This is a genomic window from Paraburkholderia graminis C4D1M, from assembly GCF_000172415.1.
Lineage (GTDB): Bacteria > Pseudomonadota > Gammaproteobacteria > Burkholderiales > Burkholderiaceae > Paraburkholderia > Paraburkholderia graminis.
The window spans coordinates 73,277-85,357 of the sequence record NZ_ABLD01000004.1 but is presented as its reverse complement, the minus strand read 5'-3'; the positions used below and the strand labels follow the sequence as shown (position 1 = coordinate 85,357).

Annotated in this window: 8 protein-coding genes and 1 pseudogene; 1 reads left to right on the top strand and 8 read right to left on the bottom strand. The window is 62.5% G+C overall.

The window, feature by feature from the left end:
* Positions 1-9: 9 nt before the first annotated feature.
* Both BGRAMDRAFT_RS08450 and BGRAMDRAFT_RS08445 read right to left on the bottom strand, forming a co-directional pair.
* The gene (locus BGRAMDRAFT_RS08450) at positions 10-1,251 is read right to left on the bottom strand and encodes an efflux RND transporter periplasmic adaptor subunit (protein ID WP_006048289.1); all 1,242 of its coding nucleotides are present in this window, start codon (positions 1,249-1,251) and stop codon (positions 10-12) included.
* 9 nt (positions 1,252-1,260) lie between these two features.
* Complete coding sequence (locus tag BGRAMDRAFT_RS08445; protein ID WP_006048288.1) at positions 1,261-4,455, bottom strand: efflux RND transporter permease subunit; 3,195 nt, start codon at positions 4,453-4,455, stop codon at positions 1,261-1,263.
* Positions 4,456-4,800: 345 nt separating this feature from the next.
* Between BGRAMDRAFT_RS08445 and BGRAMDRAFT_RS08440 the strand changes: the two genes are divergently transcribed.
* Positions 4,801-5,163, top strand: a complete 363-nt coding sequence (locus BGRAMDRAFT_RS08440; protein WP_006048287.1) for a DUF4148 domain-containing protein — start codon at positions 4,801-4,803, stop codon at positions 5,161-5,163.
* Between the two features lie 59 nt (positions 5,164-5,222).
* Here the strand turns inward: BGRAMDRAFT_RS08440 and BGRAMDRAFT_RS08435 are convergent, their stop codons facing one another.
* From BGRAMDRAFT_RS08435 to BGRAMDRAFT_RS08410, 6 genes and pseudogenes are all read right to left on the bottom strand, one after another.
* On the bottom strand, positions 5,223-6,050 hold the full coding sequence (locus BGRAMDRAFT_RS08435; RefSeq protein WP_006048286.1) for an ABC transporter permease: 828 nt from the start codon (positions 6,048-6,050) through the stop codon (positions 5,223-5,225).
* Positions 6,051-6,111: 61 nt separating this feature from the next.
* A complete protein-coding gene (locus BGRAMDRAFT_RS08430; RefSeq protein ID WP_006048285.1) occupies positions 6,112-7,365 on the bottom strand; it encodes an ABC transporter permease in 1,254 nt (417 codons plus the stop codon).
* 42 nt (positions 7,366-7,407) lie between these two features.
* Positions 7,408-8,454 (bottom strand): ABC transporter substrate-binding protein, encoded by a 1,047-nt coding sequence (locus BGRAMDRAFT_RS08425; RefSeq protein ID WP_006048284.1) that lies wholly within the window; start codon positions 8,452-8,454, stop codon positions 7,408-7,410.
* Between the two features lies 1 nt (position 8,455).
* Positions 8,456-9,639: pseudogene (locus BGRAMDRAFT_RS08420) on the bottom strand (ABC transporter ATP-binding protein).
* Between the two features lie 32 nt (positions 9,640-9,671).
* Positions 9,672-10,832, bottom strand: a complete 1,161-nt coding sequence (locus tag BGRAMDRAFT_RS08415; protein ID WP_006048281.1) for an SRPBCC family protein — start codon at positions 10,830-10,832, stop codon at positions 9,672-9,674.
* 183 nt (positions 10,833-11,015) lie between these two features.
* Entirely contained in the window at positions 11,016-11,942 is a 927-nt protein-coding gene (locus BGRAMDRAFT_RS08410) for a LysR family transcriptional regulator (RefSeq protein ID WP_006048280.1), read from the bottom strand.
* Positions 11,943-12,081 lie beyond the last annotated feature (139 nt).

The following is a 12,081-nucleotide window of genomic DNA, read 5'->3' as shown; positions in this document are numbered from 1 at the left end:
GCGCCTCGCTTAGCCGTGGAGCGCAGCGGATGCCACGACGCGTACCGCTTCACCGTTGCTGATGGCGTCGCCGGGATTGTTGATCACGCGATCCGTTGCTTCGACGCCCGTAGCGATTTCCACATAGGTGCCGAAGTCGCGGCCGATCGTCACCGTCTTTAGCTGCACCGTATTGCTCTTGCCGATCACCGCGACGGTCACGCCGTCGGGCCTGAACAGCAATGCGCTGACGGGAAGTTCGAGCGCGGGGTGCGCGGTCTGCAACGCGAGATGCACCTGCGCGTACGCACCCGGCAATAACGCGCCGTCGTGATTGTCGACATCGATTTCGACACGCAGCGTGCGGCTCACGGGATCGATCGCATTGGCCGAGCGCGCGACGGTGGCTGCAAAGCGGCGTCCGGGATATTGCTGCGTCGTCAGATAAAGCTGCGTGCCCGTTGAGATGCTGCTGGCGTCGTCCTGCGGCACGTTGACGAAGATGCGCAAGCGGTCGGTCTGTTCGATATGAAAGAGTTCGCCAGGCATCCCCGCGAGCCCCGGCGATCCACCCGACGTCACCAATGCGCCCACATCGACGTTGCGTACGGTGACCACGCCGTCGAACGGCGCGGTGACTTTTTCATACGACACCAGTTCGGTGAGCCGAGCGACGTTCGCCTGCGCGGATTGCAACGCCGCGAGTTTGGCTTCGCTGTCGCTCGTCTTCGCGTCGGTGTCCTGCTGCGAAACGGACTGCGTTTTCAGCATCGTTTGCCAGCGCTGAGCGGTGCTGTTCGCGAACGCGTAATTTGCTTTTGCCGTGGCTTCGTCGGCGCGCGCCTGTTTTAGTTGCGCGTCGAGTTCCGGCGTCTGGATGTCTGCGAGCGTCTGCCCGGCTTTGACTTTCGTGCCAATGTCCGCGTACCAGTGCTGGACGTAGCCGCTCGTGCGTGCATAGATCGACGCGTCGGCGTACGGCGTCACGGAACCCGGCAACAACAGTTCCTGCGATGCCGGTGCGCGCGTCGGCGCGACTGTTTCGACGGGCACTTCGCGCTGCGCGTAGACCTGCTCGGTGAGCGCGGTGCTTGCATGCAAACGCGGCACGATGCCGAGTGCCAGCAATGCGGCGGCGACTGCGGCGAGCGCAACGGGCAATATCAAGCGACGGCGCTTCACGGCTTCGTTATTCGCAGCGGCGCGCGAAACGGGCAGGGCGTTGGTGCGCGTGGCCGCATCGGGCGTCGGCGGCAGATCGGACGTAGTCATGGCGGTTCCTTATTGAGCGTGTGGTGTCAGCGACGCATCGGCGGCACGGTGCGCGCGGCGCTTGGCGAGCCACGCATGCACCATCCCGAACACGACGGGAACGAACATGAGCGTGGACAGCGTGCCGATCGCGAGGCCGCCGATCACCGCACGTCCGAGCGGCGCGTTCTGTTCGCCGCCGTCGCCGAGACCGAGCGCCATCGGCAGCATGCCGATCAGCATCGCGAGCGCCGTCATCAACACAGGACGAAAGCGGTTGAAGCCCGCATCGAGCGCGGCCGCAAGCGGCTCCATGCCGTTTTGCAACGACTCGCGCGCGGTGTTGATCACCAGAATGCTGTTCGCCGTCGCGATGCCGATACAAAGAATGGTTCCTGTCAGCGCGGGTACGTTCAAGGTCGTGTGCGTCGCGAACAGCATCCATGCAATGCCGGCCAGGGACCCAGGCAGACCGCTGATGATGATCAACGGATCGAGCCACGACTGAAAGTTCACGACCATCAGCAGATAAACGAGCGCGATCGCGAACACGAGCCCTGCGCCGAGGCCCGCGAACGATTCGTTCATCGACTGCACCTGGCCGCGGATCACGATGGACGAGCCGGGCGGCAATTGCGCGCGCGCTTCATCGACGAGCTTCGTGACGTCCGCAGCGACGCCGCCGAGATCACGTCCTTGCGTCGACGCGAAAATGTCGAGCACCGGTTGCACGTTGTAGTGCGAGACGACGGCCTGTTGCGAGCCGCGCGACATCGTGCCGAGCGTGCCGAGCTGGTTTTGCGGATCGACGCCGAGCTGATTCGTCGTCAACGGAATGTTCGACAGCGTTTGCAGCGAATGAATGTCGTATTGCGGCACTTCGGCCAGCAGCGGATAGCTGACGCCGTTCTTCGGGTCGAGCCAGAAGTTCGGCGTGGTCTGCGAACTGCCGGACAGCGCGATCAACAGGTTCTGCGCGACATCGCGCTGCGTGAGGCCCGCCTGCATCGCCTTCGTGCGATCCACGTCGACGTTGATGGCCGGCGCGTCGCCGGGCTGCTGGATACGCGCGTCGACGAGTCCGCGCACGCCGCGCAGTTGCGCCAACAGATGGTCGGCGACGACACGATTCGCCGCGAGCTTGTTGCCGACAATCTGCACGTCGATCGGCGCGGGCAAACCGAAGTTCAGAATCTGGCTGACGATGTCGGCGGGCAGGAACGCGAATGTCACGCCGGGAAAAGCCGTGTTCAGTACGTCGCGCAGTTGCGCGACATATTGCGCGGTGGGTTTGTGATCCGGCTTCAGCGTGACCATGATGTCCGCGTCTTCGGAGCCGATCGGGTCCGACGAGTCGTACGTCAGGTTGATGCCGCTCACCGGCACGCCGATGTTGTCGAGCACGGCAGCCTGCTGCGACTGCGGAATCACGGTTCGAATCTTTGCTTCGACCTCATCGGTCAGGCGCGCGGTTTCCTCGATGCGCGTGCCTGTCGGCGCACGCAGATGCAGACGGATTTCTCCGGTATCGACAGCGGGGAAAAAGTCACGTCCCGCGAACGGAATCAGCGCGAGCGAAGCGAGACAGAGCGCGAGATAAATCGGCAGAAAGCGGCGGCGGTTTGTGATCGCGCGTTGCAGCACGGAGCGATAGCGATTGCGCAGCGCTTCAAAGCGCTGCTCGAAGCGCACTTGAAAACGGGCAAACACGTTCTTGCGGCGCTGCGCGGAATCACCCGCTTTCGACGGCGCGCGCATCAGATACATGGCGAGCGTCGGGATCAGCGTGCGCGAGAAAAAGTACGACGCGCACATCGCGAAGACGACGGCCTCGGCCATCGGCACGAACAGGTAACGGGCGACACCGGATAACAGGAACATCGGCACGAACACGATGCAGATCGACAGCGTCGACACGAACGTGGGCACCGCGATTTCGCCGGAGCCGTTCAGAATCGCGTCATGCAGCGGCGCGCCCTTTTCCAGGTGATGCGTGATGTTTTCGATCGCGACGGTCGCGTCGTCGACGAGAATGCCGACCGCGAGCGCGAGTCCGCCGAGCGTCATGATGTTGATGGTTTGCCCGAGCGCGGCCAGTGCGATCAGCGACGTCAATACCGCGAGCGGAATCGACACGGCGATGATGAGCGTCGCGCGCCAACTGCCGAGAAACAGCAGGATCATCGCGGCTGTGAGACACGCGGCGATCAGACCTTCGCGCACAACGCCGGAAATCGCGGCCTTCACGAATACCGACTGGTCGGACAGCGGCACGATGTTCAGAGCCTTCGGCAGACCCGCGGCGATCCTGGGCAGCATCGCCTTGACCTGCTGGATGATCGTCAGCGTCGACGCGCTTCCTGTTTTTTCGACCTGCAGCAAGGCGGCACGCTTGCCGTCGCTGCGCACCATGTTGGTTTGCGGCGCATAGCCGTCGATCACATGCGCGACGTCGCGCACATACACGACGCCGCCTTTCACCGTCTTGATCGGCAGATCGTTGAGCTTCGCGACCGTGTCGGTGCTGCCGTTCATCTCGACGTTATATTCGCGCGAGCCGATCTTCGCAGTGCCGCCCGGCAGTATCAGGTTTTGCGCGTTGACTGCGTTGACCACGTCGATCGGTGCGAGTCCTTTTGCCTGTAGCGCTCGCGGATCGAGTTCGACCATGATCTGGCGAATCTTGCCGCCGAATGGCAGCGGCACCGCGGCGCCCTGAACCGTGGCGAGTTGTGTGCGGATGAAACTGTTGCCGAGGTCATAAAGAGACTGCTCTGGCAGCGTATCGCTGGAAAGGCCAAGCTGCAGCACTGGCACCGTCGATGCGTTGTACGTGATGATGTTCGGCGGCAACGTGCCGGGCGGCAGCACGCGCAGAATCGACGCCGAGTTCGACGCTGCTTCCGCGATCGCGCGATTGATGTCGGCGCCAGGGTGAAAGAAGATCTTCACGACCGACACGCCGTTCAACGATTGCGATTCGATGTGCTCGATGTCGTCCACGTCGGAAGTCAGCGCGCGTTCGTAGTTCGACGTGATGCGACGCGCCATGTCTTCGGCGGAGAAGCCGTTATACGACCAGACAATGCTGACGACGGGAATGTCGATGTTCGGAAAGATGTCCGTGGGCGTGCGAATGATCGCAAGTGGCCCGAGTATAAATAGCAGCACGGCCAGAACAATGAAGGTGTACGGCCGCTGCAGCGCGAGTCTGACAATCCACATAACGTTTTCCTGGACGATGGCGGTCGGAATGCCCTGTGCGAAAGCGACGCAAACGGGGCTTCGTAATGGGAGGCAGTGTGCCGGGCAGGCACTTACTCGCGAGTGACGGACACATTACAAGTCCGTCATCTATGCAGATGAGAGCGCCGTAACGAATGGATCGGCGTTGGGATAACCGTATGAACCCGATAAAGGGCTAAAGATGACAAGCATGTAATGCGGGAGTCACCATTGAGTCAGCAGCGGTTGCGCAGAATGCAACCACTCCTTCACGACTAGCGGTGAAGGTTTCAAAGGCTCCGTTTATCGTGAACGCAGCCGCTACTCAACGATAGGTGAACCATCATGAAAGCACTTCTGAACGCTGTCCTCGTCTCCTGCGCATTGGCCGCACCCGCTCTTGCATTTGCGCAAACCACCAATGGTCCCGTCACACGCGCCGAAGTGCGGGCCGATCTCACGCGTGTCGAACAAGCAGGCTACCAGCCAGTCGCTTCGGATGCGTCGTATCCTGCCGACATTCAGGCTGCCGATGCGAAAGTGGCCGCAGCGGATTCGGCGCTCAGCATGACGTCGAAGGGCGGCGTTGCAATGGAGGGCTCGTCGCAGTCGGGCGCGACGACCGCGCGCGCTTCATCGGGCAATTCATCGGACCATTCGTCGGGCCATTCATCGGGCAACGGCAAGTCGATCTTCTTCGGCCATTGATGGCGGCGGGGCGCAGCGGACCTGCGGTATCGCGTGTCATGCTGAAAAGGAAAGCTGCATCACGAAAGCCCTTCGCCGGCCGCGGCATGACGCCCGCGCAACCAGCCGATACTCGCGAGCAGCAGCACGGCGAACACGATCAGCATGGTCGCGACCGCGAGAATCGACGGGTCGATGGAATCGCGAATGCCGCTCCACATGCGCCGGGGCACCGTCGTTTGATCCGGGCCGCCGATGAACAGAATGACGATCACTTCATCGAACGAGGTCGCGAAAGCGAACACGCTGCCGGTCGCAACGGCCGGCGTGATGAGCGGCAAGGTCACGCGTCTGAACGCGACCCAGGGGCGCGCGCCGAGCCCGGAAGCCGCGCGCAACAGGCTGTGATCGAACGAAAGCAATGAGGCGGTCACCGTGATCACGACGAATGGCGTGCCGAGCGCCGCATGCGCGAGCACCACGCCTGGATATGAATTCACCAGGCCGAGCGGCGCGAAGATCAGATAGAAGCCGGCGGCGACAACCACGATAGGCACGATCATCGGCGAGATGATGAGCGGCATGATCAGCGAGCGCAGTGGAAACTGCGCGCGCGAAAGACCGAGCGCCGCGAGCGTGCCGAGACAGGTGGCAATCAGCGTGGAAGCCGCGCCGATGCCGATGCTGTTCAGCAGCGCCCGCTGCCAGTCCGGGCTTGTCAGCGCCTGCTCGTACCAGCGCAGCGAAAAGCCCTGCATCGGATACGAGAAGTACGAACCGGAATTGAACGAGAGCGGAATGATCGCGAGAATCGGCGCGACGAGAAAGAGCAGCACGAGCGCGGTATGCACCCGTACCCAGCGCGCGGCGATGCGTTCGGTCAGCATCTTGTTGCGTTGATCTTGCATGTCGTTCCTTCGTCGTGTGCCTGTTTTTTCGATCGACTCGTCGACTTGTCGACTCATCGACTCAACCGAAGCGCAGGCGGTCGATACCGACGATGCGGTTGAACAGGAAATAAAAGATCGCCGTGAAGATCACGAGATAAGCCGACAGCGCACCGGCTAGGCCCCAGTTCAACTGCGTGTTGGTCTGCATCGCGATGAGCTGACTGATCATTTCGTCGCCCGCGCCGCCGAGCAGCGCCGGCGTGATGTAGTAGCCGAGCGCAAGCACGAACACGAGGAAGCAGCCGGCGCCGACGCCCGGCAGCGTCTGCGGCACATAGATCCGCATGAACGCGGTGAACGGATGCGCGCCGAGCGATTGCGCCGCTCGCATATACACCGGCGACACGCCCTTCATCACGGAGTAAATCGCGAGGATCAGGTAAGGCAGCAGCACATGCGTCATGCCAATGAGGACACCCGTGCGATTGAAGATGAGCGGCAGCGGATGCGTCGCGAGCCCGAGACTCATCACCAGGCTATTGATCACGCCGCCCGGTTGGAGCAACACATACCACGCGGTCGTGCGCACAAGCAGCGAAGTCCAGAACGGCACGATCACGAACAGCATCAGCCGGTTGCTGCTTTTCTCGGGCAGATTCGCGAGCAGCCACGCGACCGGATAACCGAGCACAAGACATAGCAGCGTGACCGTCGCGCTGATCGAAACCGTTCGCACGAACGCCGCCCGATAGACGGACGCATTGTCCGGCACGAACGCGACGGCGCCTTGCGGCGTCACCTGCGCATCGACGGCGGCGAGCAGATAGTCGGGCGTCGGCGACGCGGCGGCTCGCTTCAGCAAACGCCACGTCTCCGGCGTATTCCAGCGCTCGTCGAGTTCGACGAGCGCAGGTTTCCACGCGGGCGGCGCGTCCGTTGGCAGTTGCCGGGCGGTGCGCATCAACAGGCTGCGAAACTCGGGCATCGAGAAGTTCAGCCGCCGCGCGACGGTGCCGATCTGTCCGCTTTGCCGCGCCTCGGCGAGCCCCGCGGCCAGCAGCGCGAACATGTGTTCGTCCGGCACGCCGCCACCGTCCCACGCATTGAGCGCACGCGTGAGCGCGGGCATGCTGTCGGGCACTTCGCGATTCTGAACGCTGCGTGCAAGCAGCAGCGTGATCGGCGCGATGAACGTCGACAGCAGAAAGACGAGCAGCGGCAACGCAAGCAGCAGCGCCTGCATGGATGCGCGGCGGCGCGCCTTGTTAAACGACGCGCGGCCGTCGCCTTTCGTCGGAGAGCCGGGGGCCGTGGCTCGGGCGGCAGTGGGCATGCTGGTGGTCACGTTGGGCTCTCGTCGGACGATGCGATGGTGTTACTGCGTCAGCCACACCTGGAAGCGCTTGTTGATCTGGTCGGCGTTGTCGGCCCAGAAGTTCGCGTTGATCTGTAATGCGCGCTTGAAGTTATCGGGCGCGGTCGGCAGATCGGCAAGGCGCTGCTTGTCGACGAGCGCGATCGCGTCCTTGCGCGGCGGCGCATACGCGATGTACTTCGACAGGTCCGCATAGGCCTTCGGCTGCGAAGCCGACGCGATGAACTTTGCCGCCAGATCCGCATGCTTCGCGCCGGTCGGAACGCCCCACCAGTCGAAGTCGTAAACCTGCGCGTCCCACACGGTCTTGAAGGGCTTGTTGTCCTTCTGCGCGGCATCGGAAATGCGGCCGTTGTAGGCCTGCGTCATCACGACCGCGCCGTCCGCGAGCAACTGCGGCGCCTGCGCGCCCGACTCCCACCACACAATGTTCTTCTTGATCGTGTCGAGCTTCTTGAACGCACGGTCGACGCCCGCGGGCGTGGCCAGCACCTTGTACACATCTTTCGGCGCGACGCCGTCCGCGATCAACGCCCATTCCATCGATACCTTCGGCGACTTGCGCAGGCCGCGCTTGCCCGGGAATTTCTGCAGATCGAAGAAGTCGTTGACGGTGCTCGGCGCGGTCTTCATCTTGCTCGCGTCGTACGCATAGACCGTGGACCAGACCATGCTCGCGACCGCGCAATCGCTGATCGAGCCGGGGATGAAGTCGCTCGTCTTGCCGATCGTCTTCTTGTCGAACTTCTGCAGCAGGCCTTCGTCGCAGGCGGTGATCGCGTCGTTGGTTTCGAGGTCGATCAGGTCCCACGTGGTGTTCTTCGCCTGCTCCATCGCGGAGAGTTTCGCGAGACCGCCGTCATACGATTCGGTCGAGAAGCCGACGCCCGTCGCCTGCGTGAACGGCTCGAAATAGGCCTTCTTCGCCGCTGCTTCGTACGCGCCGCCGAAGGTCACGACAGAGAGCGTCTCCGCTGCCTGCGTGGTCACGGTGGCGAACGCGAGTACGGCGAGTGCGGCGCATTGTGCTTTGATGATAGTGCGCATGTCAGTTGGCTCCTGCTGGTGCGGTCGTGATGATGGAAGGGGAGGGCGGTGTGGATACGTGAATCGCCGGCGCGCTGCTGCGCGCGCTCATCGCGAGAATCTTGCAGTCGTCATGGCGCCAGGCGACGTCGATCTCGCTGCCGGGTGTCGGCAACGCGTGACGCTGCGTATTGGGCACTTTCACGACGATGGAATCGCGCGAGCCGAGCGTCAGATGTACGCGATGGTGATCGCCGCAATACACCAGTTCGTCGACGCGTGCGCGCACGACGTTGTCATGTTCGGTCGGCTGCGTGCCTTCGGCGCCCGGAATATGCGCGCGTTCGGGGCGCAGCGCGAGCATCGCTTCGTCGCCGGCGTGCAGGCCGTTTTCGCAACGGCCGCGAATCATGCTGCCGTTCGACAGCGCAAGCGTGGCCCAGCCTTTCGTGCGCATTCACGACGCGCCCGGTCAAGCCATTGTTCTCACCGACGAAAGTTGGCGACGAATGCGTTCTGCGCGTTCTCGTACAGTTCGCTCGGTGTGGCGGCCTGCTGGATGCGTCCATCGGAGAACACGGCGACGCGGTCGGACATAGTCAGCGCCTCGGCCTGATCGTGCGTCACGTAGACGATCGTGAGCGACAGCTCGCGATGCAGCCGCATGATTTCGTATTGCATGGTCTCGCGCAGGCGCTTGTCGAGTGCGCCGAGCGGCTCGTCCATCAGCACCACGCTCGGCTCGAACACGAGTGCGCGTGCCAGCGCGACGCGCTGCTGCTGCCCGCCGGAAAGCTGCGCCGGACGACGGTTCGCCAGATGCGGCAATTCGATCATCTCGAGCGCACGCTTCACACGCGCCTTCTGCTCGGCGCGGCCTACGTGCCGCACAGAAAGCGGAAACGCGACGTTTTCCGCAATCGTCAGATGCGGAAACAGCGCGTAGTTCTGAAACACCATGCCGATGTCGCGTTGATGCGGCGGCTTGTCGTCGAGCCGGCGGCCGTCGAGACGAATCTCGCCGTGAGTAGGCGACTCGAAGCCCGCCAGCATCATCAGCGTGGTCGTCTTGCCCGACCCCGAAGGCCCGAGCAGCGACACGAATTCTCCCTTGCTCACGTCGAGATTCAGGTCGTCCACGACAAGCTGAACGCCGTCATACGTTTTGCTCACGCGCGAGAGCGAGATGAAGGAAGGGTTTGACATCGTGATCGCGTCCTGTCTTTGTTGCGTCGTCATCAAGGTGCGAGCTTCGCCGCGGCGATCCGGCCGGCGAGGTAGCGCGCGAAGTCATAGTTGGGGCGCTCGAGATGGCTCAGGTGGCCCGGCTTCGCGAGCGGCGCATGCACGCCGCGAAAGACCGCTTCGACGCCGCGTTTGTCTTCCGCATTGACTTCGTCGAGCAGTTTTTTCAGCGTGCTCATGTGGGCGTTCGCTTCGGGGTCCGCGATGAACTCCGGCGCGAGGCCGCCGCCGAAACGGATGTGCACGCGCCCCACGCCTTGCGGTTGCAGCACGAGATACCAGAAGTAACCGGGCGTCAGCGTGACGAGGTGCGTCGGGTAGATCGCGAGCAGCGCCGTCGTCTTGCGCCAATGTCCGGTGAGACGCGTGTTGTCCGGATGCGCGTTGCCGATGGGCAAGGACGCTTCCTTCGTGATCCAGTGATAGTTGAAAGCGGGACTGCCGGGCGGGCACTCCATTTCGTCCAGCCGCGAATGCGGACCCACCGTCGCGCGATGCAGCATCGGCAGGTGATAACTCTCCATGAAGTTTTCCGCGAGAATCTTCCAGTTCGTGTCCCACACGTGCTCTTCATGGAAGGTTTCGATGTAGTCCGACATGCCGTATGCGCCGATCAGCTCGTTCAGCCCGGCGAGTTGCGTGTGCACGGGCGGCGCGTTGGCATCGAGTGTCACGTAGAGCCAGCCTTGCCATTCCTCGCAACGCACGGACGGAAGCCGGTAGCTCTCCTTGCAGAAGCCCTGTTGCCGGTCCATTAGCGGTGCGCCTTGCAGCGCGCCGTCGAGCGAATAATTCCACGCGTGATAAGGGCAGACGATTCGGCGCACGTTGCCGCGTCCTTCGAGCAGCACCGACATGCGGTGCAGGCACACATTCGACATCGCCTTGAGCTGCATCTGATCGTCGCGCAATACGACGACAGGTTGTGCGCCAAGACGCGCCGTCAGGTAATCGCCTGGCGCTTTGAGCGAACTCGCGCGGCCGACGCATTGCCATTCGCGCTGGAAGATCGCGCGCTCTTCAAGCGCGAGAAATTCGGGCGACGTGTAGACGCCGGGCGGCATTGAATGCGCATCGCCGAAGGGCCTTTCGCAACCCGCTTGCAGGTCGTCGACCAGCGCTTGCACTGCGATCGTCGTTGCCGGGTCGGTCATGGTGTTCCTCTCGGTTTGTCACGATAAGAGCGCGCCGGTGCGGGTTCTCGCGGTGTTGCGCTCGACATGGACACCAATCTATCAAGCCAATTTGGAAGCCGAAATATTGTTTTCAGATACAAAGCAAAGGTTTTGACTATGCAACGCGCGCAGTACTGGAAGGCGGCGATTGTGTGCTTCAAATCATGCGTCGATGTGCAGCCGGCCAATGTAGTTTTCGCAGAACGACGCGAAGCGATGCACGACCTGGCGCGGCTTCATCGTGCGCGATTGCGCGATGCCGAGCATCGTTGCGTTGACGTTGTCCTTGAAGCGCTTGATGACAAACTCTTCGCCATCCACGGTGCGATTCGATTTGAGCGGAAAGTTGAGCAGGCTATAGCCAAGACCGTTGGCCACCATGCCGCGCACCACTTCCGGCTGCGACGAGCGGAACGCGGGCACCGGGCGGCTGCCCACCGCGTCGAAGAGGGCGGCGAAATACTCGCGGCTGTGCGGCAAATCGAGCATCACATAAGGCTCGGGCAGCAGGTCGGCGAGCGACACCTTGCGTGCGCGTGCAAGACGATGCGTCCGCGGCAGGATCGCGTAAGGCGGCAGCGAGAGCAGCGGCGTGAAGGCGATGTCTTCAGTCAGATCCAGGCTATAGGTGAGGGCGATATCGAGCGAACCGTCGTGCAGTCCCCGCAAGAGCCCGTCCTGATGCGCCTCCACCGTGCGAAACGAAATGCCCGCATGCTCGCCGGTAAAGCGGCTGATAAGCCCCGGCATGAGCGGCGGCGCAAGCGACACGAGACAGCCGAGCGCGATGGCGCCGGTCATGCCGCCGTCCATTTCCTTCGCGGTGGTTTGCAGTTCTTCCGCGATCTTCAGAAGATTGCGCGCTTGCCCGAGCAGGTCGCGCCCCGCTTGCGTGAGCGACAAACCGCTCGCGTGATGCCGTATGAAAAGTTGCACGCCGAACGACACTTCCAGGTCCGCGAGCGCCGTCGAGATCGACGGCTGCGAGATGTGCAGACGCTTCGCGGCCGCCGTGAAAGACAGCGCTTCCGCCGTGACGACGAAGTAGCGCAACTGGCGCAATGAGTAGCGCAACGGGTGACTCTCCATCGACAACACTCCCTCTCTTCAAGGTTCTCAATCGTCCAATTGTGAGGTCGTCAAAAAGTGCTGCATAGGGAAAACCGATGCGCTGCATTTTTTTAATATGTTTTTCAGATTCTGATCCGGCGAGTAGATTTTCACGAAA